This is a genomic window from Pseudomonas sp. 8(2025) (genome assembly GCF_052665325.1).
Genome location: NZ_JBQOIE010000001.1, coordinates 553,089 through 576,567, shown reverse-complemented (window position 1 = coordinate 576,567; position 23,479 = coordinate 553,089). Strand labels below are relative to the sequence as shown.

The following is a 23,479-nucleotide window of genomic DNA, read 5'->3' as shown; positions in this document are numbered from 1 at the left end:
TGCGACTGACCCCGACCTCTTGTAAGGACCTGTCATGAACACGACTCGTATCGCTTTTATCGGTGCCGGCAACATGGCGGCCAGTCTCATCGGCGGCCTGCGGGCCAAAGGCCTGGAGGCCTCGCAGATCCGCGCCAGCGACCCGGGCGAGCAGACCCGAGCGAAAGTCGCGGCCGAACATGGCATCCAGGTATTTGCCGATAACGCCGAGGCCATCGAAGGCGTCGACGTGATCGTCCTGGCGGTCAAGCCCCAGGCCATGAAAGCCGTGTGCCAAGCCCTGCGCCCGAGCCTGAAGCCGCAACAGCTGGTGGTGTCCATCGCCGCCGGCATCACCTGTTCGAGCATGAACAGCTGGCTCGGCGCCCAGCCCATCGTGCGCTGCATGCCCAATACCCCGGCACTGCTGCGCCAGGGTGTCAGCGGCCTGTACGCCACCGCCGAAGTCAGCGCCCAGCAACGCCAGCAGGCCGAGGAACTGCTGTCCGCCGTGGGTATCGCCCTGTGGCTGGACCAGGAGCAGCAACTGGACGCAGTGACTGCCGTCTCCGGCAGTGGTCCGGCGTATTTCTTCCTGCTGATCGAAGCCATGACCGCCGCCGGCGAGAAGCTCGGCCTGCCCCGGGAAACCGCCGCCCAGCTGACTCTGCAGACCGCCCTGGGCGCCGCCCACATGGCGGTCTCCAGTGACGTTGACGCCGCCGAGCTGCGCCGCCGCGTGACTTCACCGGCAGGCACCACGGAAGCGGCCATCAAGTCATTCCAGGCCGGTGGCTTTGAAGCCCTGGTGGAAAAAGCATTGGGTGCCGCTGCGCACCGCTCGGCCGAAATGGCCGAACAACTGGGCCAATAAGGAGCCAATGATGATTGGATTGAACACCGCTGCGGTGTATGTGCTGCAAACCCTGGGCAGCCTGTACCTGCTGATCGTGCTGATGCGTTTCGTCCTGCAACTGGTGCGCGCCAACTTCTACAACCCGCTGTGCCAGTTCATCGTGCGGGCCACCCAGCCGCTGCTCAAGCCGATGCGCCGGGTCATCCCGAGCATCGGCGGCCTGGACATGTCCTCGCTGCTGCTGGCGATCCTGGTGCAACTGGCCCTGATGGCCCTGACCCTGCTGCTGACCTACGGCACCACCGGCAACCCGCTGCAACTGCTGATCTGGTCGATCATCGGCGTCACCGCGCTGTTCCTGAAGATCTTCTTCTTCGCCCTGATCATCAGCGTGATCCTGTCCTGGGTCGCCCCTGGCAGCCACAACCCCGGCGCCGAACTGGTGAACCAGATCTGCGAACCCGCCCTGGCCCCGTTCCGTCGCATCCTGCCGAGCATGGGCGGCCTGGATATCTCGCCGATCCTGGCATTCATGGTGCTCAAGCTGCTGGACATGCTGGTGATCAACAACCTGGCGGCCATGACCATGATGCCGGACATCCTGCGCCTGCTGATCTGACCCGGGCGGCCTGCATGAGTTATTTCCGCTGGGACGGTGACGATCTGATCCTCGATTGCCACCTGCAACCCAAGGCCAGCAGCGACGAGTTCGCTGGCCTGCACGGCGAGCGGTTGAAGATCCGCCTCACCGCGCCACCGGTGGAAGGCAAGGCCAATGCGCACCTGATGGCGTTCCTGGCCAAGGCCTTTGGCATTCCCAAGAGCAACGTCAGCCTGGTCAGCGGCGAGCTGAACCGGCAGAAGCGCGTGCGCCTGCAAGCGCCGAAGAAGCTGCCGGACCTGCCGGGGCTGGCTCGCCCCGCCTGATTCGCCGGCAAGCCGGCTCCTGCGCGCCATGTTCACTGCAGGAGCTGGCTTGCCAGCGAACCTCCCACATCATTTCCCGCAACGAAACACAGCCCCGGGCTTTGCTTGCCGCTGGGGGCAGCGGTCTTTAGACTTACGCCTCATTTAAATGAGAGCAGGGTCGATGCCAACTGCCTTTCCCCCCGATTCTGTTGGTCTGGTCACGCCACAAATAGCGCACTTCAGCGAACCCCTGGCCCTGGCCTGCGGGCGCGCGCTGCCGGCCTACGACCTGATCTACGAAACCTACGGTCAGCTCAACGCCAGCGCCAGCAACGCGGTGCTGATCTGCCACGCCCTGTCCGGCCATCATCACGCCGCCGGTTACCACAGCGTCGACGACCGCAAGCCCGGTTGGTGGGACAGCTGCATCGGCCCGGGCAAGCCGATCGACACCAACAGGTTCTTCGTGGTCAGCCTCAACAACCTCGGCGGTTGCAACGGCTCCACCGGCCCCAGCAGCCTCAACCCGGACACCGGCAAGCCGTTCGGCGCCGACTTCCCGGTGCTCACCGTGGAAGACTGGGTACACAGCCAGGCGCGCCTGGCGGATCGCCTGGGCATCAGCCAGTGGGCTGCAGTGATCGGCGGCAGCCTCGGCGGCATGCAGGCCCTGCAATGGACCATCACCTACCCGGACCGTGTACGGCACTGCCTGGCCATCGCCTCGGCGCCCAAGCTCTCGGCGCAGAACATTGCCTTCAACGAAGTGGCGCGCCAGGCGATCCTCACCGACCCGGAATTCCACGGCGGCTCGTTCCAGGAACAGGGGGTGATCCCCAAGCGCGGGCTGATGCTGGCGCGAATGGTGGGCCATATCACTTACCTGTCCGATGACTCCATGGGCGAGAAATTCGGCCGTGGGCTCAAGAGCGAGAAGCTCAACTACGACTTCCACAGCGTCGAGTTCCAGGTGGAAAGCTACCTGCGCTACCAGGGCGAGGAGTTCTCCGGGCGTTTCGATGCCAACACCTACCTGCTGATGACCAAGGCCCTGGACTACTTCGACCCGGCGGCCAACTGCGACGACGACCTGGCCAAGACCTTCGCCCATGCCACCGCCAAGTTCTGCGTGATGTCCTTCACCACCGACTGGCGCTTCTCCCCGGCCCGCTCCCGGGAACTGGTGGATGCATTGATGGCCGCGCGCAAGGACGTCTGCTACCTGGAGATCGACGCACCGCAGGGGCATGACGCCTTCCTGATCCCGATCCCGCGCTACCTGCAGGCGTTCAGCCATTACATGAACCGCATTACCTTGTGAGGACACGATGAGAGCCGATCTGGAAATCATCCAGGAATGGATCCCCGCCGGCAGCCGCGTCCTCGACCTGGGCTGCGGTAACGGCGAGCTGCTGAGCTGGCTGCAGGAGCACAAGCAGGTCACCGGCTATGGCCTGGAAAACGACCCGGACAACATCGCCGAGTGCGTGGCCAAGGGCATCAACGTGATCGAGCAGGACCTGGACAAGGGCCTGGGCAACTTTGCCAGCAACAGCTTCGACATCGTGGTCATGACCCAGGCCCTGCAAGCCGTGCACTACCCGGACAAGATCCTCGACGAAATGCTCCGGGTCGGCCGCCAGTGCATCATCACCTTCCCCAATTTCGGTCACTGGCGCTGCCGCTGGTACCTGGCCAGCAAGGGGCGGATGCCGGTCTCGGAGTTCCTCCCGTACACCTGGTACAACACGCCGAACATCCACTTCTGCACCTTCGAGGACTTCGAAGAACTGTGCCGCGAGCGGCAAGCCCGGGTGATCAACCGCCTTGCCGTCGATCAACAACACCGCCATGGGTGGGCCAGTAAGCTATGGCCTAATCTCTTAGGAGAGATCGGCATCTACCGCGTCAGCAGTCCCGGCCTGCAAGATCACAAGGTCGCGGTATAAACCACGTTGCATCGAGGAGAACCATCATGGGACGTCTGGTTACATTTCTACTGGCTGCCTGCCTGAGCGTCAGCGCCCTGGCGGCGGACCCGATCAAGGGCGAACGCCAGGAAGTGTTCGGTGACATCACCGTGCACTACAACACCTTCAACTCCACCTACCTGCAGCCTGATATCGCCAGGGCGGCGGAGCTGGTCCGCAGCAAGAACCAGGGCGTGATCAACGTTTCCCTGATCAAGGACGGCAAGCCGCTGGTCGGCCAGGTCAGTGGCACGGTCAAGGACCTGACCAGCAAGAGCATCCCGCTGAAATTCCGCCAGATCACCGAGCAGGGCGCGATCTACTACATCGCCCAGTTCCCGGTGGAGCAGCAGGAAAACCGTACGTTCACCATCAATGTGCAGACTGGCGGTGACACCAACAGCTTCAGCTTCAACCAAGAGCTATTCCCGGGCGAATAATGAACCTCACGCAACTCGTACTGGCCAGCCATAACGCCGGCAAACTCAAAGAACTCCAGGCCATGCTCGGCGCTTCGGTGCAATTGCGCTCGATCGGCGAGTTCAGCAGCGTCGAGCCGGAAGAAACCGGCCTGTCGTTCGTCGAAAACGCCATCCTCAAGGCGCGCAATGCCGCACGCATTTCCGGCTTGCCGGCACTGGCCGACGACTCCGGCCTGGCAGTGGACTTCCTCGGTGGCGCCCCGGGCATCTACTCGGCCCGCTACGCCGACGGCCAGGGCGACGCGGCGAACAACGCCAAGCTGCTCGAAGCCCTCAAGGATGTCCCGCAAGCCGAGCGCGGTGCGCAGTTCGTCTGCGTCCTGGCACTGGTACGGCACGCCGACGATCCGCTGCCGATCCTCTGCGAAGGCCTGTGGCACGGGCGCATCCTTACCGCCGCCAGCGGCGAGCACGGCTTCGGCTACGACCCGCTGTTCTGGGTGCCGGAACGCAACTGCTCCAGCGCCGAACTGGGCCCCGAGGAGAAAAACCAGCTCAGCCACCGCGCCCGCGCCATGGCCATTCTGCGGCAACGCCTGGGCCTGAAATGAGCCACGAGCCCTCCGCGTCGCCGCTGATTCTCGGCGGCGCGCATACGCCCCGGGCGGCGCTGCCCCAGTTGCCGCCCCTGGCGCTGTACATCCACATCCCGTGGTGTGTACGCAAATGCCCCTACTGCGACTTCAACTCCCACGCGGCCAGCCCGACGCTACCGGAAGAGGAGTACGTCGACGCCCTGCTGGCCGACCTCGACCAGGACCTGCACGCCGTGCACGGTCGCGAGCTGAGCTCGATCTTCTTCGGCGGCGGCACCCCGAGCCTGTTCAGCGCCCAGGCCCTGGGTCGGCTGCTCAAGGGCGTGGAACAGCGCATCCGGTTTGCCCCCGACATCGAAATCACCCTGGAAGCCAACCCCGGGACCTTCGAGCAGGAAAAATTCACCGCCTACCGCGCCCTGGGCATCAACCGCCTGTCCATCGGCATCCAGAGTTTCCAGGAACAGAAGCTCAAGGCCCTGGGCCGCATCCACAACGGCGATGAAGCGATTCGCGCCGCTGGCATGGCGCGCCAGGCCGGGTTCGACAACTTCAACCTGGACCTGATGCACGGCCTGCCGGACCAGTCCCTGGACGATGCCCTGGGCGACCTGCGCCAGGCCATTGCGATGAAGCCGACCCACCTGTCCTGGTACCAGCTGACCCTGGAGCCCAATACGGTGTTCTGGAACCAGCCACCGGTACTGCCGGAAGACGACACCCTGTGGGACATCCAGGAAGCCGGACAGGCCCTGCTGGCCGAACACGGCTATGCCCAGTACGAAGTCTCGGCCTACGCCCAGCCCGGGCGCGCGGCGCGGCACAACCTGAACTACTGGAGCTTTGGCGACTTCATCGGGATCGGCGCCGGTGCCCACGGCAAACTCAGCCACCCGGACGGGCGCATCCTGCGCACCTGGAAGACCCGCCTGCCCAAGGACTACCTGAACCCGGCCAAGCAGTTCAAGGCGGGCGAGAAGGCCCTGGGCAACGAAGAGCTGCCGTTCGAGTTCCTGATGAACGCCCTGCGCCTCACCGATGGCGTGGACGCTGCGCTGTTCGCCCAACGCACCGGCCTGGACCTGGTCAGCCTCGCCGAAGGTCGGCGCCAGGCCGAACAAAGCGGCTTGTTGCAGGTCGAACCGTCACGCCTGGCGGCCACGGCCCGCGGGCAACTGTTTCTCAATGACCTGCTGCAATACTTTCTGATCTAAGGAAATCACATGGATCTGGTACTCGACCTGCTCGCCACCGTGTCCCGCTGGAGTCGCAGCAACCTCTCGGAAATCGCCCTGGCACTGGTGGGCTGCCTGCTGGTGCTGTTCGGCGCGGACATCAAGGGCTGGGTCGAACAGCGCCTGGGCGGCATCGCCGGCGCCCTGCGGGTGCCGCTGATGGCCCTGCTGTGCATGGTCGGCAGCGGCCTGGCGCTGATCTACGCCACACCGTGGATCGTCCGCGGCCTGAGCCAGTTCAACAACTACAGCCTGGCGCCAGTGCTGTTGGTGGTGCTGGTGCTGATTGGCGTGGTCGCTGATCGTCGTTAATTCGCAGGGCCCCTTCGCCGGCAAGCCGGCTCCTACACCAAGCCGGCGAACGCAATCCAACGGCTGCCCCCGTTATCAAGGAAGAACATGAGCAAGAAAGTCATCGAGGACACCAGCAAGTTCCTCAGCTATGTGCTGCGCCACGAGCCCCAGGCCATCGGCCTGGAACTGGACAGCGAAGGCTGGGGCGATATCGACGCGCTGATCAGCGGTGCGGCCAAGAACGGCCGGCAACTGAGCCGGGAACTGATCGAGCTGGTGGTCGAAGGCAACGACAAGAAGCGCTTCGCCCTCTCGGCTGACAGCCGGCGGATTCGTGCCGTTCAGGGGCATTCCAACAAGGCCGTGCAATTGCAGCTTGAGGCAAAGCAACCGCCCGCCGTGCTCTTCCACGGCACCGCCACGCGCTTCATGGATTCGATCAACGAAAAGGGGCTGATCCCGGGTTCACGGCACCACGTGCACCTGTCCCAGGAAATCGACACCGCCCGGGCCGTGGGCCAGCGCTATGGCAAGGTGGTGATCCTGCAGATCGACGCCCAGGCCATGCAGGCCCAGGGTTTCACCTTCTATCAGGCAGAGAATGGGGTGTGGCTGACCGACCAGGTGCCGGTCGGCTTCATCAAAGCCCTGTAGGAGCCAGCTGGTTGGCGAAGGCGACCTTGAAGGCCTCTTCGCTGGCAAGCGGAACGCCGCCCGGCAGCTCCTACAGCAGCGTGTCCGCGGGGCTCAGGCGAGCTTTTCGAACTTCAAATCCCACACGCCGTGGCCCAGGCGCTCGCCGCGACGCTCGAACTTGGTGATCGGGCGTTCGGCCGGGCGCGGTACACACTTGCCGTCTTCGGCCAGGTTGCGATAACCCGGGGCGACGTTCATCACCTCCAGCATGTATTCGGCATAGGGCTCCCAGTCGGTGGCCATGTGCAGAATGCCGCCAACCTTGAGCTTGCTGCGCACCAGTTCGGCGAAGGAGGCCTGGACGATGCGGCGCTTGTGGTGCCGGCTCTTGTGCCACGGATCGGGGAAGAACAGCATCAGCCGGTCCAGGCTGTTGTCGGCGATGCAGCGGTTGAGCACCTCGATGGCATCGCAATCGTAGACCCGCAGGTTGGTCAGGCCCTGGGTCAGCACGCCATTGAGCAGCGCGCCGACACCCGGGCGGTGAACCTCAACGCCGATGAAATCCTGTTCCGGAGCCGCCGCCGCCATTTCCAGCAGCGAGTGACCCATGCCGAAGCCGATTTCCAGGGAGCGTGGTGCCGAACGGCCGAACACCTGGTCGTAATCCACCGGGGCGTCGGCCAAGGGCAGCACGTACAGCGGCGCGCCCTGGTCCAGGCCGCGTTGCTGGCCTTCGGTCATGCGCCCGGCGCGCATCACGAAACTCTTGATGCGGCGGTGTTGGCGCTCGTCGCCGGCTTCCGGCTGGATTGGCGTGTCGTTTGATTCAGTCATCAATGGCTCTTACTTGATCAGACCATCCAGCGGCGAAGAGGCGCTGGCATAGAGTTTCTTCGGCATGCGACCGGCGAGGTACGCCAGGCGGCCCGCGACAATTGCGTGTTTCATGGCTTCGGCCATCATCACCGGCTGCTGCGCGTGGGCGATGGCCGAGTTCATCAGCACCGCCTCACACCCCAGTTCCATGGCGATGGTGGCGTCGGAAGCGGTACCGACACCGGCATCCACCAGTACCGGAACCTTGGCTTCTTCAAGGATGATCTGCAGGTTGTACGGGTTGCAGATCCCCAGCCCGGTGCCAATCAGGCCCGCCAGGGGCATGACCGCGATGCAGCCCATTTCCGCCAGCTGGCGGGCGATGATCGGATCATCGCTGGTGTAGACCATCACGTCGAAACCTTCCTTGACCAGCACTTCGGCGGCCTTGAGGGTTTCCAGCACGTTGGGGAACAGGGTCTTCTGGTCGGCCAGGACTTCCAGCTTCACCAGGTTGTGGCCATCGAGCAGCTCACGGGCCAGGCGGCAGGTGCGCACGGCCTCGACCGCGTCATAGCAGCCGGCGGTGTTGGGCAGGATGGTGTAGCGATCCGGCGGCAGGATATCCAGCAGGTTCGGTTCGCCCGGGTTCTGGCCGATATTGGTCCGGCGCACGGCAACGGTCACGATCTCGGCACCCGAGGCCTCGATGGCCAGGCGGGTTTCTTCCATGTCGCGGTACTTGCCGGTGCCTACCAGCAAACGCGACTGGTACGTCCGACCGGCCAGGACGAAAGGCTTGTCACTACGAACGTTGCTCATCGGAAATCCTCTGTTGGGGTGAGGTTCTTGCAGAATTCTTTATCAGGCCCGGGGCGCTGGTGACCCTCGATCCGGGGCCGGTGAAAGCATGTCGTCCATGAGAGGGCCCGGAGCCGGGCCAGGGCGCTGCGCAGATGGACAGCAGCGCGGTTGAAGCCAGTGACTAGCCGCCGCCGATGGCGTGGACCACTTCAACCTGGTCACCTTCGTTGAGGGCGGTTTCGGCGTGCTGGCTGCGCGGAACGATATCCAGGTTGAGTTCCACCGCGATCCGCCGTCCGGTGAGTTCCAGATGGCTCAGCAGGGCCGCAACGGTCGAGCCGTCGGGCAGTTCAAAGGATTCACCGTTCAACTGAATGCGCATGCCAAGGCCGCCATCATTTTTAGGGGCCAGCATTCTAGCCCGATCATGACCTAAAGGTCAGCTACAAGCGTCAGCCGGCAACTTGCAGGCGCCAGGCGGCAAGCCCCAGCAGGAACCAGCCGACCAGGAAGGCCACACCGCCGAAGGGGGTGATGATCCCCAGCTTGCTGGTGCCAGTCAGGGTCAGCAGGTACAGGCTACCGGAGAACAGCAGGATGCCCAGGGTGAAGGCAGCGCCGGCCCAGGTCACCAGCCGCCCGGGAATATGAGCCGCCAGCAAAGCGACGCCGAACAACGCCAGGGCATGCACCAGTTGATAGGTAACACCTGTATGAAAAATAGCCAGGTAGTCCGTGCTCAGGCGGTTTTTAAGACCGTGGGCGGCGAAAGCGCCAAGGGCAACCCCGGTGAAACCGAAAAAGGCGGCCAGCATCAGGAAGCCACGCAACATGAGGAACTCCAGTCAGATTCAGCACAAAGGGTCTGTATAATGGCGCGCTCAACGGGTTCGGCCAAGCCATCTCTATGCTGCGTTATCTGTTTCGTCGTCTTGTAAAAGCCTTGATGTGGTTCATGGTCGGCAGCGTCCTGCTGGTGCTGCTGTTGCGTTTCGTACCGCCACCGGGCACCGCCCTGATGGTAGAGCGCAAGATCGAGTCCTGGGTCGACAACGACCCCATCGACCTGCAGCGCACCTGGAAGCCTTGGGATGAAATCTCCGACAACCTCAAGGTGGCGGTGATCGCCGGCGAGGATCAGAAATTCCCCGAGCACTGGGGCTTCGATATCGATGCAATCCAGGCAGCGTTGATCCACAACGAAAGGGGCGGCTCGATCCGTGGCGCCAGTACCCTGAGCCAGCAAGTGTCGAAAAACCTGTTCCTGTGGTCCGGCCGCAGCTACCTGCGCAAGGGACTGGAAGCCTGGTTCACCGCGCTGATCGAAGTGTTCTGGCCCAAGCAGCGGATTCTTGAGGTCTACCTCAACAGTGTCGAATGGGATGAAGGGGTGTTCGGGGCAGAAGCCGCGGCGCGCCATCACTTCGGCGTCAGCGCGGCCAATCTGTCACGCCAGCAAGCCAGCCTGCTAGCCGCTGTCCTGCCCAATCCAAGGGTGTGGAGCGCAGCACGTCCCAGCACTTATGTGATGCAGCGGGCGGGCTGGGTTCGGCGGCAGATGAGCCAGTTGGGTGGAGCCGATTACTTGAATCGGCTGAACGAGTCGCGCAGGGCGCCCTGGGCGGAGTAACCCGGATTTGGCTTTGCGCCGGTTCTTCTTGAGCATGTTCGAGATGGGTGCTGGGCTGGGGATTCGCCGGCAAGCCGGCTCCTACGCCAACCGCACAAACAAAAACGCCCCGAGGTAATCGGGGCGTTTTGCATGACGCTTCAGGCTTAAGCGGCGATGGACAGTTTCAGCTTGTTCATCGCGCTTTTTTCCAGCTGGCGAATCCGCTCGGCCGAAACGTTGTACTTCTGCGCCAGGTCGTGCAGCGTGGCTTTCTCTTCGGCCAGCCAGCGCTGGTAGAGGATGTCACGGCTGCGTTCGTCCAGCACTTCCAGGGCTTCGTGCAGGTTGCTGGTGGAGTTGTCGCTCCAGTCGGCATCCTCAAGTTGCAGCGCCGGGTCGTAGCGGTGGTCTTCCAGGTAGTTGGCTGGCGACTGGAAGGCGCTGTCGTCGTCCGCTTCCGCAGCCGGATCGAACGCCATGTCCTGGCCGGTCAGCCGGCTTTCCATTTCCCGCACTTCACGAGGCTCCACGCCCAGGCTTTCCGCCACGCGGTGAACTTCTTCGTTGTTCAGCCAGGCCAGACGCTTCTTCTGGCTGCGCAGGTTGAAGAACAGCTTGCGCTGCGCCTTGGTGGTAGCAACCTTCACAATCCGCCAGTTACGCAGGATGAACTCGTGAATTTCCGCCTTGATCCAGTGCACGGCAAAGGACACCAGGCGCACACCCATTTCAGGGTTGAAGCGCTTCACGGCTTTCATCAGGCCAACGTTGCCTTCCTGGATCAGGTCAGCCTGGGCCAACCCGTAGCCGGAATAGCTACGGGCGATATGTACGACAAAACGCAGGTGGGCGAGCACCATCTGCCGAGCCGCCTCAAGATCCTGCTCATAGTAGAGACTCTCGGCCAGTTCACGCTCCTGCTCGGGTGTCAGCAATGGAATGCTGTTCACCGTGTGCACATAAGCCTCCAGGTTTGCGCCTGGAACCAATGCGTAAGCAGGTTGCAAAGAAGTGGTCATACGAAAAAACCTCCGACTCACATAACTCGTGCCGTTCAGCACTGCGAAAATTGACCGGAAACCGCGAAACAAGTTCCCAAAAATGCTGAAAGGTCAATACAAGCAAAAAGATATTACTTCGGTGCCAGTTCCCTCAGGTGACGGGCCACCGCAATCCACGCACCGATATAACCCAACAGCACCGCCCCTAGCAAGAGCGACAGACCATCGGCAACCGGCACCCCCGCGAGGGCAAAATCGCTGCCATACAAGCCAGCCAGACCGATTACCGCATCGTTCAGCCAGTTCAGGCCAAACGCCAATACACCCCAGGACAGGATCCCCGCGCCGAAACCATACAGCGCCCCCATATAGAGGAAGGGCCGACGAACATAACTGTCCGTGCCGCCGACGAGTTTAATCACTTCTATCTCGGTGCGGCGGTTTTCAATATGAAGACGAATGGTATTGCCTATCACCAAAAGTAATGCAGAAACCAGCAGCACCGTCAGGCCGAAGACAAAGCGGTCCCCCAGCTTGAGGATCGCCGCCAGCCGCTCGACCCATACCAGGTCCAGTTGCGCCAGTTGCACCTTGGGCATTTCCGACAACCGCTGGCGCAGGGCTTCCAGGGTCGCCTTGTCCACTTCGTTCGGTGTGACCAGCACTACACCCGGCAGCGGGTTATGGGGCAGTTCGCGCAAGGCCTCGCCCAGCCCGGACTGCTGCTGGAACTCCTCCAGGGCCTTTTCCTTGCTGATGAACTCGGCATCCGCCACACCGGGCAGGCCCTTGATCTCTTCACTGAGCTTCTCGCCCTCGGTGGCAGAAGCCCCCAGATCCAGGTACAGCGAGATCTGCGCCGCGCGCTGCCAGGAACCGCCCAGGCGCTCGACATTATTGAGCAACAGCGACAAGCCCATGGGCAGGCTCAAGGCCACGGCCATCACCAGGCAGGTAAAGAAGCTGCCGATGGGCTGTTTGCCCAGGCGCCGCAGGCTGTCCAGCAGGCTGGCGCGATGGCTTTCGATCCAGGCGTGTAGCAGGGTGCCGAAATCCGGGCCGTCGTCCTCGTCACGCTTTTTCTTCGGCGGTGGTGCTTCGGAAGCCTTGGGCGCTACGCGCTCCGCCACTTTAGGGGTACGTGTAGCACTCATACGCCGGCCTCCCCGTCGCCGATCAAGCGTCCGCGTTGCAAGGTCAGCATGCGGTGGCGCATGCGGGCGATCAGTGCCAGGTCGTGGCTGGCGATCAGCACGCTGGTGCCCAGGCGGTTGATGTCTTCGAACACGCCCATGATTTCCGCCGCAAGACGCGGGTCGAGGTTACCGGTGGGTTCGTCCGCCAGCAGCAGAGCCGGGCGGTGGACGATGGCCCGGGCGATGCCCACGCGCTGCTGCTGACCGGTGGACAGGTCGCCGGGGTACAGATCGGTCTTGTCCGACAGCGCTACGCGCTCCAGGGCCGAGTCCACCCGCTTGGCGATTTCCGCCTTGGACAGGCCGAGGATCTGCAGCGGCAGGGCGACGTTGTTGAATACGGTGCGGTCGAACAGCAACTGGTGGTTCTGGAACACCACGCCGATCTGCCGCCGCAGGAACGGGATCTGCGCATTGCTGATCTGCCCCAGGTCCTGCCCGGCCAGCAGCAGCTTGCCGGTGGTGGGACGCTCCATGGCCAGCAGCAGGCGCAGCAAGGTGCTCTTACCAGCGCCGGAATGGCCGGTGACAAACAGGAATTCGCCGCGACGCACGCGAAAGCTCAGCTCATGCAGGCCAACGTGACCGTTGGGGTAGCGCTTACCGACCTGTTCGAAACGAATCATGAACGCTCCCGCTCGGCAAACAATGCCTGGACAAAGGGTTCGGCTTCAAAGGTACGCAAGTCGTCGATGCCTTCACCGACGCCGATATAACGGATCGGCAGGCCGAACTGCTTGGCCAGGGCGAAGATCACTCCCCCCTTGGCGGTACCGTCGAGCTTGGTCAGGGCCAGGCCGGACAACTGCACCGTCTGGTTGAACTGCTTGGCCTGGTTGATGGCGTTCTGGCCAGTACCGGCGTCCAGCACCAGCAGCACCTCATGGGGCGCGTCGGCATCGAGCTTGCCGATGACCCGACGGACTTTCTTCAGCTCTTCCATCAGGTTGTCTTTGGTGTGCAGGCGCCCCGCCGTGTCGGCGATCAGCACGTCAATGCCACGGGCCTTGGCCGCTTGCACCGCATCGAAGATCACCGAGGCCGAATCGGCACCGGTGTGCTGGGCGATGACCGGGATCTTGTTGCGCTCGCCCCAGACTTGCAGCTGCTCCACTGCCGCGGCGCGGAAGGTGTCGCCAGCGGCCAGCATGACTTTCTTGCCTTCCAACTGCAGCTTCTTCGCCAGCTTGCCGATGGTGGTGGTCTTGCCGGCGCCGTTGACGCCCACCACCAGGATCACGAACGGCTTGTTCTGGGCGACGATCTGCAGTGGTTGTTCCACCGGCTTGAGCATGCTGGTGAGTTCGGCCTGCAGCGAGGCATACAGCGCATCGGAGTCGGTGAGCTGCTTGCGTGCCACCTTCTGGGTCAGGTTCTGGATGATCACCGAAGTCGCCTCGACCCCGACGTCTGCGGTCAGCAGGCGGGTTTCCAGGTCTTCCAGCAATTCGTCATCGATGGCCTTCTTGCCCAGGAACAGGCTGGCCATGCCTTCGCCAATGCTGGCGCTGGTCTTGGACAGGCCCTGCTTGAGGCGAGCGAAGAAGCCGATCTTGCTCTCTTCGGCGGGACGGACGGGCTCGGTCACAGGCTCGGGCTCTGCCGCCGCCACAACCGGCTCGGCTACAGGAGCAGGAGCAGGAGCAGGAGCAGGAGCAACAGGTTCAGGGGCGACGAATACCGGGGCAACCGGGGCTTGCACCTCGACCACGGGGGCCGGGCTAACCACCGGGGCTTCGACCACCGGCTCAGGGTGCACGGCAACAGCCGGAATCGGCGGAGCCACATGCTCGGCCTGGGCGTCTTCCACCAGGGCCACGGGTTCTTCCGCCACCGGCAGGGTCAACCAGGGCTTGTGCTCGGCGCTTGCCGCCAGCGGCAGGTCGGGCGCCGCGGGGGCCGCCGGTTCAGGCGCGATGTGCGGTTGCAGCACCGGCTCGGCCATTGGCAGCACCACCGGCTCGGCCGGGGCTACGCTGGCGGCAGGTTCGATGACCGGGGTCGGTGCCGGCTCGGCAGGCACTTGCGGCTGTTCGACGACGGGTTCCTGCGGCTTTTTGCGCAGCCATCCGAACAGGCCTTTCTTCTCGCCAGCCGCGGCTGGGGTCTTTTTGTCGTCGTTGGAACCAAACATGGAGACGGCTATCTCAAGGTAGCGATGCGCCACTGGGCGCCTCGGTAAATAAATATTCGATGCAGAACAGACTGTGTTTCATCCAGCTTGTTCACGCGCAACATGTTGTCGAAATGCCCAAAAGCACTTCAAGGAGCGATTTTACTAAAGGACTGGAACGGCAAAATCGGCGAAAAGTCGAAGTCTAGCTGGTAAATCAGGGCTTCTTGCCGGTAACTCATACAACCTGCTCAAGTACATGCTGATCCGCGAAGACCTGATAGGCGTGGCCGCCAGTAAAACGGATCAGTATCCTAGCACCTCCTCGCCCGCACAGGCTAAGACCAAGCGGGCAGCCCAACAGGTTTAAAAACGAATGAATGCTCTAGCCCGCCGCGCCGCAGGCCTGCTGCTCAGCACAGTTTGTCTGCCCCTTGCAGCCCTGGCTGCCGACCCTCAACCCACCCATGAATTCACCCTCGACAACGGCCTCAAGGTCGTGGTCCGCGAAGATCATCGCGCGCCGGTGGTGGTGTCCCAGGTCTGGTACAAGGTCGGCTCCAGCTACGAAACCCCGGGCCAGACCGGTTTGTCCCACGCCCTGGAACACATGATGTTCAAGGGCAGCGAGAAAGTCGGCCCCGGCGAGGCCTCCCTGATCCTGCGGGACCTGGGCGCCGAAGAGAACGCCTTCACCAGCGACGACTTCACGGCCTATTACCAGGTCCTGGCCCGCGACCGCCTGGGCGTGGCCCTGGAGCTGGAAGCCGACCGCATGGCCAGCCTGCGCCTGCCGGCCGACGAGTTCAGCCGCGAAATCGAGGTCATCAAGGAAGAGCGCCGCCTGCGCACCGACGACAAGCCGATGTCCAAGGCCTACGAACGCTTCAAGGCCATGGCCTACCCGGCCAGCGGCTACCACACGCCGACCATCGGCTGGATGGCCGACCTGAACCGGATGAAGGTCGAGGAACTGCGCCACTGGTACCAGGCCTGGTACGTGCCGAACAATGCCACCCTGGTGGTAGTCGGCGACGTCACCCCGGACGAGGTGAAAACCCTGGCCCAACGCTACTTCGGCGCGATCCCCAAGCGTGACGTGCCACCGGCGAAGATCCCCATGGAGCTGGCCGAGCCCGGCGAGCGCCTGATCACCTTGCACGTCAAGACCCAACTGCCGAGCCTGATGCTGGCCTTCAACGTGCCGAGCATCGCCACCGCCGAAGACAAACGCGCGGTGAACGCCCTGCGCCTGGCCGCGGCCCTGCTGGACGGCGGCTACAGCGCCCGCATCCCGACCCAGCTGGAGCGCGGCGAAGAGTTGTTGTCCGGCGGCTCCACCAGCTACGACGCCTACACCCGGGGCGACAGCCTGTTCATGCTTTCGGCCACCCCCAACAGCCAGAAGAAGAAAACCATCGCCCAGGCCGAAGCCGGGCTGTGGCGCCTGCTGGACCAGTTGAAGACCACCCCGCCATCCGCCGAGGAACTGGAGCGGGTGCGAGCCCAGGTGATCGCCGGGCTGGTCTACGAACGTGACTCCATCACCAGCCAGGCCACCGCCATCGGCCAGCTGGAAACCGTCGGCCTGTCGTGGAAGCTGATGGACACCGAGCTTGCGGAACTGCAAAGCGTGACCCCGGAAGACATCCAGAAGGCCGCCCGCACCTATTTCACCCGGGAACGTATGAGCGTGGCCCATGTACTGCCTGAGGAGTCCGCTCATGAGTAAGCGCAAGAATGCCTCGCCGGTCCTGCTGGGCCTGGCCCTGGTGGCCCTGCTCACCGCCGGCGGCCTGTACCTGTCGCGTTCCGGCGAATCCAATGCCAGCCAGGCCCTGGACAACGCCAAGACCAGCCAGAAGCTCCAATCCCTGGCCGAGCTGGATGGCAAGGCCCCCAGCCACCGCAACCTCAATGTGCAGACCTGGAACACCGCCGAAGGCGCCAAGGTGCTGTTCGTCGAAGCCCGCGAGCTGCCGATGTTCGACCTGCGCCTGATCTTCGCCGCCGGCAGCAGCCAGGACGGCAACGCGCCGGGCGTGGCCCTGCTGACCAACGCCATGCTCAACGAAGGCGTGGCCGGCAAGGATGTAGGCGCCATCGCCCAGGGCTTCGAAGGCCTGGGTGCGGATTTCGGCAACGGCGCCTACAAGGACATGGCCGTGGCCTCGCTGCGCAGCCTGAGCGCTGTGGATAAGCGCGAACCGGCGCTGAAGCTGTTCGCCGAAGTGGTGGGCAAGCCGACCTTCCCCGCCGACTCCCTGGCGCGGATCAAGAACCAGATGCTCGCCGGCTTCGAATACCAGAAGCAGAACCCCGGCAAGCTGGCCAGCCTGGAGCTGATGAAGCGCCTGTATGGCACCCACCCTTACGCCCATGCCAGCGACGGCGATGCCAAGAGCATCCCGCCGATCACCCTGGCCCAGCTCAAGGCTTTCCACGCCAAGGCCTATGCCGCAGGCAACGTGGTGATCGCCCTGGTCGGCGACCTGTCCCGCAGCGACGCCGAGGCGATTGCCGCGCAAGTCTCCGCCGCCCTGCCAAAAGGCCCGGCGCTGGCGAAGATCGAGCAACCTGCCGAACCCAAGGCCAGCATCGGCCATATCGAGTTCCCGTCGAGCCAGACCAGCCTGATGCTGGCGCAACTGGGCATCGACCGTGACGACCCGGACTACGCCGCTGTCTCCCTGGGCAACCAGATTCTCGGCGGTGGCGGCTTCGGCACCCGGCTGATGAGCGAAGTGCGCGAGAAGCGCGGCCTGACCTACGGCGTCTACTCGGGTTTCACCCCGATGCAGGCCCGCGGCCCGTTCATGATCAACCTGCAGACCCGCGCGGAAATGAGCGAAGGCACCCTGAAGCTGGTGCAGGACGTGTTCGCCGAGTACCTGAAGAACGGCCCGACCCAGAAAGAACTGGACGACGCCAAGCGTGAACTGGCTGGCAGCTTCCCGCTGTCCACCGCCAGCAACGCCGATATCGTCGGCCAGCTGGGCGCCATGGGTTTCTACAACCTGCCGTTGAGCTACCTGGAAGACTTCATGCGTCAATCCCAGGAGCTGACGGTGGAGCAGGTCAAGGCCGCCATGAACAAGCACCTGAATGTCGACAAGATGGTCATCGTCAGCGCCGGCCCCACCGTCGCGCAAAAGCCGTTGCCGCCCCCCACTGACAAACCCGCCGAGCAGCCGCTCGGGGTTCCGGAGCATTAATGGCCCGTCCAGCCCGTCCCAGCAAGAAACCCGTCCACAACCAGCACAATGGCGTGGGCCAGTTGCGCATCATTGGCGGCGAATGGCGCAGCCGCAAGCTGAGCTTCCCCGACCTGCCGGGGCTACGGCCGACCCCGGACCGGGTGCGCGAAACCCTGTTCAACTGGTTGGCGCCCTATGTGGCCGGGGCCAAGGTCATCGACCTGTTCGCCGGCAGCGGCGCGGTGTTTCTCGAAGCCCTGTCCCGTGGCGCCGCCACGGGCCTGGCCCTGGACAGCAGCAGCGTGGCCATTTCCAGCCTGCGCGAGCACCTGGGGACCCTGCGCTGCACCGTCGGCCAGGCCCAGACCGCCGACGCCCTGCGCTACCTGGAAACCCAGCCGGCCACGCCGTTCGACCTGGCCTTCCTCGACCCGCCGTTCAATCAGAACCTGCTGCCCGCCGCCTGCGCCCTGCTGGAAGAGCGCGGCTGGCTGGCGGACGACGCCTGGATCTACACCGAAAGCGAAACCGCGCCATCGACCCTGGGGCTACCCGGAAGCTGGCGCCTGCACCGTGAACAAAAATCCGGGCAGGTGTATTACTCGTTGTGGCAACGTATGGCAGACAACGTCGCCTAGAACCTGATCACGACCTCGCGAGCAACGCTCAGGCCCGAGCCGCGCAGCAGATCGTAGTCAGGCTCTCAAGCCGACCGGAACAAGGTACGCAGCCCGCCCGGGCTGCGCGCCGCTGCATCGAGACCCTCCCCGTGCCCGACTCGCCTGATCGCTTCACCCCCGCCTTCGGCCTTGGCAACCCGCACCTGCAGACCCTGTGGGGCCCGCTGTGGCGCCCGACCACTCATCTTGAGCGCCAGCGCGAACGCTTGTGGCTGGACGACGGCGACTTTCTCGACCTGGACTGGCACGGCCCCCATAGCGCCGACGCGCCCCTGGTGCTGGTGCTGCATGGTTTGACCGGTTCCTCCAACTCGCCTTACGTGGCCGGCCTGCAGCAGGCCCTGGCAACCCGGGGCTGGGCCAGCGCGGCGCTGAACTGGCGCGGCTGTTCCGGCGAGCCCAACCTGCTGCCCCGCAGCTACCACTCCGGGGCCAGCGAAGACCTGGCTGCAGCCATCGCTCACCTGCGGGCCAAGCGCCCCCAGGCGCCGCTCTATGCGGTGGGCTACTCCCTGGGGGGCAATGTGCTGCTCAAATACCTAGGGGAAAGCGGCAGCGACAGCCCGTTGCAAGGCGCCACGGCGGTGTCGGTGCCGTTTCGCCTGGACCAGTGCGCCGATCGCATAGGCCAGGGTTTTTCCAAGGTCTACCAGGCGCACTTCATGCGCGAGATGCTGGCCTACATCAAGGACAAGCAGCGCCAGTTCCAGCACGACGGCCGCCACGAAGGCCTGGCCACCCTGGCGCAACTGGGGCCGCTGACCAAGATGCGCACCTTCTGGGACTTCGACGGCCGGGTCACCGCGCCGCTGCACGGCTTTGCCGATGCCCAGGACTATTACCGCCGCGCCTCCAGCCGCTATTTCCTGGGGCAAATCCGCACCCCAACCCTGATCATCCAGGCCGCGGACGACCCCTTCGTATTCCGTCACAGCCTGCCCGAAGCCAGCGAGCTATCCGCCAGCACCCAGTTCGAGCTGCAGGCCAAGGGTGGCCATGTGGGTTTTGTCGACGGCAGCCTGAAACACCCCGGCTATTACCTGGAGCGGCGGATCCCGCAGTGGTTGGCTGGCCTGGATCGCCATGGATAAGCCAGCCCGGGAATCGATCCGCTTCTGGCAGAGTGCGCCCCTGGCCGGGGTCGAGTTGCTGGCCGCGCGTTACATCGAGCAGCGTTTCGTGCCCCATGTGCATGAGGGCTATGTGATCGGCATGATCATGGCCGGTGCCCAGCGCTACCGCTATCGCGGAGCCGAGCATTTGGCGGGCAGTGGCACCCTGGTGCTGATCAACCCGGACGAGCTGCACACCGGGGCCAAGGGCGTGGAAGACGGCTGGCTGTACCGCGCCTTCTACCCGGAGAACCAGCAGATATTCGGCCTGCTGGATGAACTGGAACTGCCCAGCGGCAGCCTGCCGGCCTTCGGCGCCACCTTGTACCGCGATCCGGACCTGGTACAGGGTTTTGCCCGGCTGCACCACCTGCTGGAAAGCCCGGCCACGGCCCTGCAACAACAGACCCAATGGCGAGAAATGCTGCTGTTGCTGTTGCAACGGCACGCCGGAGTGCGGGCACCAGGTGAACCCGGGCAGGAACACCGTGCCATCGTCCAGGCCAAGGAGTTGCTGCGCTCGCAGCTGGCGGCGCCGCCTTCACTGGAGGAACTGGCAGCAGCGGTGAACCTGTCACCGTTCCATTTCGCCCGGGTGTTTCGCCGGGCTACAGGGATTCCGCCCCACACCTGGTTGATGCAACAGCGCATCGCCAAGGCCCGGGCCTTGCTGCGTGATGGCTGCCTGCCCCTGGAAGTGGCGACACAACTGGGGTTTGCCGACCAGAGTCACCTCAGTCGGCAGTTCAAGCAGGTGTATGGGGTAGCGCCGGCGGCTTATCGCAGTGCCGTTCTGCAGTAGGGCGGTGCGGCTTTCGCGAGCAAGCTCGCTCCTACAGGTCCGCGCGGCCCTGCCGCCCGTAGAAGCTGGCTTGCCAGCGAAGGGGCTACGGGTAAAGGCCGTCAGTCACCGGTGGCGACAGGCCGCTGCGCATCGGTGATCCACTCGCTCCACGAACCGGCATACAGCCGCCCCAGGGGGTAGCCGGCCAGGCTCAGGGCAAACAGGTTGTGGCAGGCGGTGACGCCAGAACCGCAATAGGCCACCAGTTGCTGCGGGTCACGCCCGGCCAGTTTCTGCGCGAAACGCTGCTTGAGCTGATCGGCCGGTAGAAAGCGCCCATCCTCCCCCAGGTTGTCGGTGAACGCCGCGCATTGCGCCCCGGGAATATGCCCGGCCACCGGGTCGATGGGTTCCACTTCGCCACGAAAGCGCGGCAGGCCACGGGCATCCAGCAGGGTCAGGTCCGCCTGGCCCAGGCGCTTGCCCAGGTGCTCGGCATCCAGCAGCAGGCTGTGATCAGGGTGCCCGACGAACTGCCCCGGCGCGTTTTCCGGGGCATCCAGGCTCAGCGGCAGGCCAGCGGCGTGCCAGGCTTTCAGGCCACCATCGAGAATGAAAACGCCATCACGCTTGCCCAGCCAGGCCAGCAACCACCAGGCACGAGCGGCGTAGGCACCGGGACCATCGTCATAGAGCACGATCTCGCTGTCGTTATCGATGCCCCAGGCCTGCAGGCGCGCCACCAACTGCGCGGGCTCCGGCAACGGATGCCGACCGGTCACGCCCTTGATCACCGGCGCGCTCAGATCCCGGTTCAGGTCCGCGAAATGCGCCCCGGCGATATGCCCGTCGGCGTAACTGCGCTGGCCGTAATCCGGGTCTTCCAGAGCAAAGCGACAATCCAGAATCACCAGGCCGGGCTGCTGTTTCTTCTGGTCCAGGGCAAGCGGGCTGATCAACTGCGCGAGGGGCATGGCGGGCTCCTGTGAATAAGTTGGAGGTTGATCCTACTGCACTTCTTCCAAGGCTTGGGCCAAGGGCACATAAAACTCTTCGAACAGGCCGTTGACCGCTTCCCGGGCCTGATCGGTGACGAAACCGGCCTCCAGCACCAGCACCTGGTACACCCCGCGCTTGATGGCTTCTTCGCTCAGGTGCGTGGAGTTTTCCCGGGTCGTGCACAGAAAACGCACCCAGGAGGTGAGGATGATCCAGGCATTGAGGGTCAGGGATTCGATCTGCACCTTGTCCATGGCGACGATCCCGGCGTCGACGAAACGCCCGTAGATGGCCATGCCCTGGATCAGGCAGCGCTGGGAAAAGCGTCGGTAGCGCGCAGCCAGCTCGGGGTCGCTGTCCAGCAGGTGCTCCAGGTCGCGGTGCAGGAAGCGATAGCGCCACATGGCCGCCAGCAGAGCCTGCAGGTAGTAGCGCTTGTCTTGCACGGTGACCGCGCGCCCGGGGGGCGGTCGAAGGAAGCTGTCCACCAGGCTTTCGTACTCGGCAAACAGCACGGCGATGATCGCCTGCTTGTTGGGGAAGTGGTAGTACAGGTTGCCCGGGGAAATCTCCATGTGCGCCGCAATATGGTTGGTGCTGACGTTACGCTCGCCCTGCTGGTTGAAGAGTTCGAGGCTGAACTGGACGATGCGTTCGCGGGTTTTTATGCGTGGGGCCATGGGCGTGGGCTTTAATCAGAAGGCTGGCGTGCATCTTACGTTCTATCCCCCCGGGGATAAATCGCCACCGGCGCAGGAGGGCAATTGACATTTTAGAGCATAAGCTCTAAAAAACTAGCCACCTTACAAAGACGGAGCCCGTCCATGTCTGCCGAAATCGCTTACCTGCAGGATTCCCTTCAGCAACAGGACGAGCTGCTTGAGCTGTTCGAAGCCCAGCGCCGGGCCTTTGCCGCCAACCCGATGCCCCCCGCAGCGCAACGCCAGCAATGGCTGAAGGCACTGCAGGAGCTGCTTAACAACGAGCGCCAGGCCCTGATCGATGCCATCAGCCAGGACTTCAGCAACCGCAGCGCCGACGAAACCCTGCTGGCCGAGCTGATGCCCAGCCTGCACGGCATCCACTACGCCAGCAAACACCTGAAGAAATGGATGAAGCCGTCCCGCCGCGCCGTGGGCCTGGCCTTCCAGCCGGCCTCGGCCAAGGTGGTCTACCAGCCCCTGGGGGTGGTCGGGATCATAGTGCCGTGGAACTACCCGCTGTACCTGTGCATGGGCCCGCTGGTGGGGGCGCTGGCCGCCGGCAACCGAGTGATGCTCAAGCTCAGTGAGTCCACACCCGCCACCGGGCAACTGCTCAAGCAACTGCTGGCCCGGGTCTTCCCCGAGGACCTGGTGTGCGTGGTGCTGGGCGAGGCCGAGGTGGGCATGGCGTTTTCCAAGCTGCGCTTCGACCACCTGCTGTTCACCGGCGCCACCAGCATCGGCAAGCACGTGATGCGCGCCGCCGCGGAAAACCTGACCCCGGTGACCCTGGAACTGGGCGGCAAATCCCCGGCCATCGTCTCCAGCACCGTGCCCCTCAAGGACGCTGCCGAACGCATCGCCTTCGGCAAGACCCTCAACGCCGGGCAGACCTGCGTCGCCCCGGACTACGTACTGGTACCGGAAGAGCGCGTCGGCGCCTTTGTCGACGCCTATCGCCAGGTGGTACGCGGTTTCTTCCCGACCCTGGCAGACAACCCCGACTACACCGCCATCATCAACCAGCGCCAACTGACACGGCTCAACGGTTACCTGAGCGACGCCACCAGCAAGGGCGCGCTGCTGGTGCCCCTGTTCGAGCAGAGCCAGGAACGCCGCCTGGGCCACAGCCTGCTGCTCAATGTCAGCGATGACATGACCGTGATGCAGGACGAGATCTTCGGCCCGATCCTGCCCATCGTGCCCTACCGGACCCTGGACCAGGCCTTCGCCTATATCACCCAGCGTCCGCGCCCGCTGGCGCTGTACTACTTCGGCTACGACAAGGCCGAGCAGCAACGGGTGCTCAACGAAACCCACTCCGGCGGCGTGTGCCTCAACGACACCCTGCTGCATGTGGCCCAGGACGACCTGCCGTTCGGCGGCATCGGCCCTTCCGGCATGGGCCACTACCACGGGCATGAAGGCTTCCTGACCTTCAGCAAGGCCAAGGGGGTGTTCATCAAGCAGCGGTTCAACGCCGCCCGCCTGATCTACCCGCCGTATGGCAAATCGATCCAGAAGCTCATCCAGAAGCTGTTCATTCGTTAACCAGTACAAC

The 23,479-nt window shown here is 64.0% G+C and carries 27 protein-coding genes; 17 read left to right on the top strand and 10 right to left on the bottom strand.

The window, feature by feature from the left end; genetic code table 11:
* The first annotated feature begins 34 nt into the window (after window positions 1-34).
* The 10 genes from proC (at window position 35) to ACUXVH_RS02710 (ending at window position 6,915) form a co-directional block, all read left to right on the top strand.
* Window positions 35-853, top strand: coding sequence for a pyrroline-5-carboxylate reductase (gene proC, locus ACUXVH_RS02755; RefSeq protein WP_011064013.1), 819 nt, complete (start codon window positions 35-37; stop codon window positions 851-853).
* 10 nt (window positions 854-863) lie between these two features.
* On the top strand, window positions 864-1,454 hold the full coding sequence (locus ACUXVH_RS02750; RefSeq protein WP_011064014.1) for a YggT family protein: 591 nt from the start codon (window positions 864-866) through the stop codon (window positions 1,452-1,454).
* Between the two features lie 14 nt (window positions 1,455-1,468).
* A complete protein-coding gene (locus tag ACUXVH_RS02745; protein WP_047289741.1) occupies window positions 1,469-1,762 on the top strand; it encodes a DUF167 domain-containing protein in 294 nt (97 codons plus the stop codon).
* A gap of 163 nt (window positions 1,763-1,925) precedes the next feature.
* Complete coding sequence (gene metX / locus ACUXVH_RS02740) at window positions 1,926-3,065, top strand: homoserine O-succinyltransferase MetX (protein ID WP_011064016.1); 1,140 nt, start codon at window positions 1,926-1,928, stop codon at window positions 3,063-3,065.
* Between the two features lie 7 nt (window positions 3,066-3,072).
* Complete coding sequence (metW, locus tag ACUXVH_RS02735) at window positions 3,073-3,693, top strand: methionine biosynthesis protein MetW (RefSeq protein ID WP_011064017.1); 621 nt, start codon at window positions 3,073-3,075, stop codon at window positions 3,691-3,693.
* 26 nt (window positions 3,694-3,719) lie between these two features.
* Window positions 3,720-4,154, top strand: a complete 435-nt coding sequence (locus ACUXVH_RS02730) for a DUF4426 domain-containing protein (RefSeq protein ID WP_011064018.1) — start codon at window positions 3,720-3,722, stop codon at window positions 4,152-4,154.
* Window positions 4,151-4,747 (top strand): RdgB/HAM1 family non-canonical purine NTP pyrophosphatase, encoded by a 597-nt coding sequence (gene rdgB / locus ACUXVH_RS02725; protein ID WP_026020234.1) that lies wholly within the window; start codon window positions 4,151-4,153, stop codon window positions 4,745-4,747. The genes ACUXVH_RS02730 and rdgB overlap by 4 nt, the downstream gene beginning before the upstream one ends.
* Entirely contained in the window at window positions 4,744-5,946 is a 1,203-nt protein-coding gene (gene hemW, locus ACUXVH_RS02720) for a radical SAM family heme chaperone HemW (protein ID WP_011064020.1), read from the top strand. Before rdgB ends, hemW begins: the two co-directional genes overlap by 4 nt.
* 9 nt (window positions 5,947-5,955) lie before the next feature.
* Window positions 5,956-6,279, top strand: coding sequence for a DUF3392 domain-containing protein (locus ACUXVH_RS02715; protein ID WP_011064021.1), 324 nt, complete (start codon window positions 5,956-5,958; stop codon window positions 6,277-6,279).
* Window positions 6,280-6,366: 87 nt separating this feature from the next.
* Complete coding sequence (locus tag ACUXVH_RS02710) at window positions 6,367-6,915, top strand: RNA 2'-phosphotransferase (RefSeq protein WP_011064022.1); 549 nt, start codon at window positions 6,367-6,369, stop codon at window positions 6,913-6,915.
* A 93-nt stretch (window positions 6,916-7,008) separates the two neighbouring features.
* Here the strand turns inward: ACUXVH_RS02710 and trmB are convergent, their stop codons facing one another.
* The 4 genes from trmB to ACUXVH_RS02690 form a co-directional block, all read right to left on the bottom strand.
* On the bottom strand, window positions 7,009-7,734 hold the full coding sequence (trmB, locus tag ACUXVH_RS02705; protein WP_011064023.1) for a tRNA (guanosine(46)-N7)-methyltransferase TrmB: 726 nt from the start codon (window positions 7,732-7,734) through the stop codon (window positions 7,009-7,011).
* A 9-nt stretch (window positions 7,735-7,743) separates the two neighbouring features.
* A complete protein-coding gene (locus tag ACUXVH_RS02700; protein ID WP_011064024.1) occupies window positions 7,744-8,538 on the bottom strand; it encodes a thiazole synthase in 795 nt (264 codons plus the stop codon).
* A 163-nt stretch (window positions 8,539-8,701) separates the two neighbouring features.
* Window positions 8,702-8,902 carry a sulfur carrier protein ThiS gene (thiS, locus tag ACUXVH_RS02695; RefSeq protein ID WP_011064025.1) on the bottom strand — a complete coding sequence of 67 codons (201 nt, stop codon included), beginning with the start codon at window positions 8,900-8,902 and terminating at the stop codon, window positions 8,702-8,704.
* A gap of 70 nt (window positions 8,903-8,972) precedes the next feature.
* Window positions 8,973-9,353, bottom strand: coding sequence for a DUF423 domain-containing protein (locus ACUXVH_RS02690; RefSeq protein ID WP_011064026.1), 381 nt, complete (start codon window positions 9,351-9,353; stop codon window positions 8,973-8,975).
* 74 nt (window positions 9,354-9,427) lie between these two features.
* Here ACUXVH_RS02690 and mtgA point away from each other — a divergent pair, with 74 nt between their 5' ends.
* Window positions 9,428-10,150: a monofunctional biosynthetic peptidoglycan transglycosylase gene (mtgA, locus tag ACUXVH_RS02685; RefSeq protein WP_011064027.1), complete on the top strand. Its 723-nt coding sequence runs from the start codon at window positions 9,428-9,430 to the stop codon at window positions 10,148-10,150.
* Between the two features lie 146 nt (window positions 10,151-10,296).
* On the opposite strand, the gene rpoH is transcribed toward mtgA, so the two are convergent.
* The 4 genes from rpoH to ftsY form a co-directional block, all read right to left on the bottom strand.
* Window positions 10,297-11,151 (bottom strand): RNA polymerase sigma factor RpoH, encoded by an 855-nt coding sequence (gene rpoH, locus ACUXVH_RS02680; RefSeq protein WP_011064028.1) that lies wholly within the window; start codon window positions 11,149-11,151, stop codon window positions 10,297-10,299.
* A gap of 113 nt (window positions 11,152-11,264) precedes the next feature.
* A complete protein-coding gene (ftsX, locus tag ACUXVH_RS02675) occupies window positions 11,265-12,287 on the bottom strand; it encodes a permease-like cell division protein FtsX (protein WP_015637373.1) in 1,023 nt (340 codons plus the stop codon).
* On the bottom strand, window positions 12,284-12,955 hold the full coding sequence (ftsE, locus tag ACUXVH_RS02670) for a cell division ATP-binding protein FtsE (RefSeq protein ID WP_011064030.1): 672 nt from the start codon (window positions 12,953-12,955) through the stop codon (window positions 12,284-12,286). The genes ftsX and ftsE overlap by 4 nt, the downstream gene beginning before the upstream one ends.
* A complete protein-coding gene (gene ftsY, locus ACUXVH_RS02665) occupies window positions 12,952-14,463 on the bottom strand; it encodes a signal recognition particle-docking protein FtsY (RefSeq protein ID WP_445493829.1) in 1,512 nt (503 codons plus the stop codon). The genes ftsE and ftsY overlap by 4 nt, the downstream gene beginning before the upstream one ends.
* 355 nt (window positions 14,464-14,818) lie before the next feature.
* Here ftsY and ACUXVH_RS02660 point away from each other — a divergent pair, with 355 nt between their 5' ends.
* The 5 genes from ACUXVH_RS02660 (at window position 14,819) to ACUXVH_RS02640 (ending at window position 20,233) form a co-directional block, all read left to right on the top strand.
* Window positions 14,819-16,174: a M16 family metallopeptidase gene (locus tag ACUXVH_RS02660; protein WP_011064032.1), complete on the top strand. Its 1,356-nt coding sequence runs from the start codon at window positions 14,819-14,821 to the stop codon at window positions 16,172-16,174.
* A complete protein-coding gene (locus ACUXVH_RS02655) occupies window positions 16,167-17,657 on the top strand; it encodes a M16 family metallopeptidase (RefSeq protein WP_065365086.1) in 1,491 nt (496 codons plus the stop codon). Before ACUXVH_RS02660 ends, ACUXVH_RS02655 begins: the two co-directional genes overlap by 8 nt.
* Window positions 17,657-18,277, top strand: a complete 621-nt coding sequence (gene rsmD / locus ACUXVH_RS02650) for a 16S rRNA (guanine(966)-N(2))-methyltransferase RsmD (protein ID WP_011064034.1) — start codon at window positions 17,657-17,659, stop codon at window positions 18,275-18,277. The genes ACUXVH_RS02655 and rsmD overlap by 1 nt, the downstream gene beginning before the upstream one ends.
* A 131-nt stretch (window positions 18,278-18,408) precedes the next feature.
* Window positions 18,409-19,410 carry a hydrolase gene (locus ACUXVH_RS02645; RefSeq protein WP_019095297.1) on the top strand — a complete coding sequence of 334 codons (1,002 nt, stop codon included), beginning with the start codon at window positions 18,409-18,411 and terminating at the stop codon, window positions 19,408-19,410.
* Entirely contained in the window at window positions 19,403-20,233 is an 831-nt protein-coding gene (locus tag ACUXVH_RS02640; protein WP_011064036.1) for an AraC family transcriptional regulator, read from the top strand. The genes ACUXVH_RS02645 and ACUXVH_RS02640 overlap by 8 nt, the downstream gene beginning before the upstream one ends.
* A 101-nt stretch (window positions 20,234-20,334) precedes the next feature.
* On the opposite strand, the gene ACUXVH_RS02635 is transcribed toward ACUXVH_RS02640, so the two are convergent.
* Together ACUXVH_RS02635 and ACUXVH_RS02630 are read right to left on the bottom strand one after the other, a co-directional pair.
* Entirely contained in the window at window positions 20,335-21,189 is an 855-nt protein-coding gene (locus ACUXVH_RS02635) for a sulfurtransferase (RefSeq protein ID WP_053160329.1), read from the bottom strand.
* 33 nt (window positions 21,190-21,222) lie between these two features.
* A complete protein-coding gene (locus ACUXVH_RS02630; protein WP_011064038.1) occupies window positions 21,223-21,894 on the bottom strand; it encodes a TetR/AcrR family transcriptional regulator in 672 nt (223 codons plus the stop codon).
* 99 nt (window positions 21,895-21,993) lie between these two features.
* Here ACUXVH_RS02630 and ACUXVH_RS02625 point away from each other — a divergent pair, with 99 nt between their 5' ends.
* On the top strand, window positions 21,994-23,469 hold the full coding sequence (locus tag ACUXVH_RS02625) for a coniferyl aldehyde dehydrogenase (protein ID WP_255313388.1): 1,476 nt from the start codon (window positions 21,994-21,996) through the stop codon (window positions 23,467-23,469).
* The last annotated feature ends 10 nt before the right edge of the window (window positions 23,470-23,479 follow it).

Excerpts from the sequence above, each read along its gene's own strand:
- hemW (WP_011064020.1), top strand. The coding sequence starts at position 4,744 with ATGAGCCACGAGCCCTCCGCGTCGCCGCTGATTCTCGGCGGCGCGCAT.
- metW (WP_011064017.1), top strand. The coding sequence starts at position 3,073 with ATGAGAGCCGATCTGGAAATCATCCAGGAATGGATCCCCGCCGGCAGC.
- ftsX (WP_015637373.1), bottom strand. The coding sequence starts at position 12,287 with ATGAGTGCTACACGTACCCCTAAAGTGGCGGAGCGCGTAGCGCCCAAG.
- ACUXVH_RS02690 (WP_011064026.1), bottom strand. The coding sequence starts at position 9,353 with ATGTTGCGTGGCTTCCTGATGCTGGCCGCCTTTTTCGGTTTCACCGGG.
- ACUXVH_RS02635 (WP_053160329.1), bottom strand. The coding sequence starts at position 21,189 with ATGCCCCTCGCGCAGTTGATCAGCCCGCTTGCCCTGGACCAGAAGAAA.
- ACUXVH_RS02630 (WP_011064038.1), bottom strand. The coding sequence starts at position 21,894 with ATGGCCCCACGCATAAAAACCCGCGAACGCATCGTCCAGTTCAGCCTC.
- ACUXVH_RS02655 (WP_065365086.1), top strand. The coding sequence starts at position 16,167 with ATGAGTAAGCGCAAGAATGCCTCGCCGGTCCTGCTGGGCCTGGCCCTG.
- ACUXVH_RS02710 (WP_011064022.1), top strand. The coding sequence starts at position 6,367 with ATGAGCAAGAAAGTCATCGAGGACACCAGCAAGTTCCTCAGCTATGTG.
- ACUXVH_RS02715 (WP_011064021.1), top strand. The coding sequence starts at position 5,956 with ATGGATCTGGTACTCGACCTGCTCGCCACCGTGTCCCGCTGGAGTCGC.
- mtgA (WP_011064027.1), top strand. The coding sequence starts at position 9,428 with ATGCTGCGTTATCTGTTTCGTCGTCTTGTAAAAGCCTTGATGTGGTTC.
- metX (WP_011064016.1), top strand. The coding sequence starts at position 1,926 with ATGCCAACTGCCTTTCCCCCCGATTCTGTTGGTCTGGTCACGCCACAA.
- ACUXVH_RS02745 (WP_047289741.1), top strand. The coding sequence starts at position 1,469 with ATGAGTTATTTCCGCTGGGACGGTGACGATCTGATCCTCGATTGCCAC.
- rpoH (WP_011064028.1), bottom strand. The coding sequence starts at position 11,151 with ATGACCACTTCTTTGCAACCTGCTTACGCATTGGTTCCAGGCGCAAAC.
- ftsY (WP_445493829.1), bottom strand. The coding sequence starts at position 14,463 with ATGTTTGGTTCCAACGACGACAAAAAGACCCCAGCCGCGGCTGGCGAG.
- ACUXVH_RS02730 (WP_011064018.1), top strand. The coding sequence starts at position 3,720 with ATGGGACGTCTGGTTACATTTCTACTGGCTGCCTGCCTGAGCGTCAGC.
- proC (WP_011064013.1), top strand. The coding sequence starts at position 35 with ATGAACACGACTCGTATCGCTTTTATCGGTGCCGGCAACATGGCGGCC.
- trmB (WP_011064023.1), bottom strand. The coding sequence starts at position 7,734 with ATGACTGAATCAAACGACACGCCAATCCAGCCGGAAGCCGGCGACGAG.
- rsmD (WP_011064034.1), top strand. The coding sequence starts at position 17,657 with ATGGCCCGTCCAGCCCGTCCCAGCAAGAAACCCGTCCACAACCAGCAC.
- ACUXVH_RS02640 (WP_011064036.1), top strand. The coding sequence starts at position 19,403 with ATGGATAAGCCAGCCCGGGAATCGATCCGCTTCTGGCAGAGTGCGCCC.
- thiS (WP_011064025.1), bottom strand. The coding sequence starts at position 8,902 with ATGCGCATTCAGTTGAACGGTGAATCCTTTGAACTGCCCGACGGCTCG.
- ACUXVH_RS02660 (WP_011064032.1), top strand. The coding sequence starts at position 14,819 with ATGAATGCTCTAGCCCGCCGCGCCGCAGGCCTGCTGCTCAGCACAGTT.
- ACUXVH_RS02700 (WP_011064024.1), bottom strand. The coding sequence starts at position 8,538 with ATGAGCAACGTTCGTAGTGACAAGCCTTTCGTCCTGGCCGGTCGGACG.
- ftsE (WP_011064030.1), bottom strand. The coding sequence starts at position 12,955 with ATGATTCGTTTCGAACAGGTCGGTAAGCGCTACCCCAACGGTCACGTT.
- ACUXVH_RS02750 (WP_011064014.1), top strand. The coding sequence starts at position 864 with ATGATTGGATTGAACACCGCTGCGGTGTATGTGCTGCAAACCCTGGGC.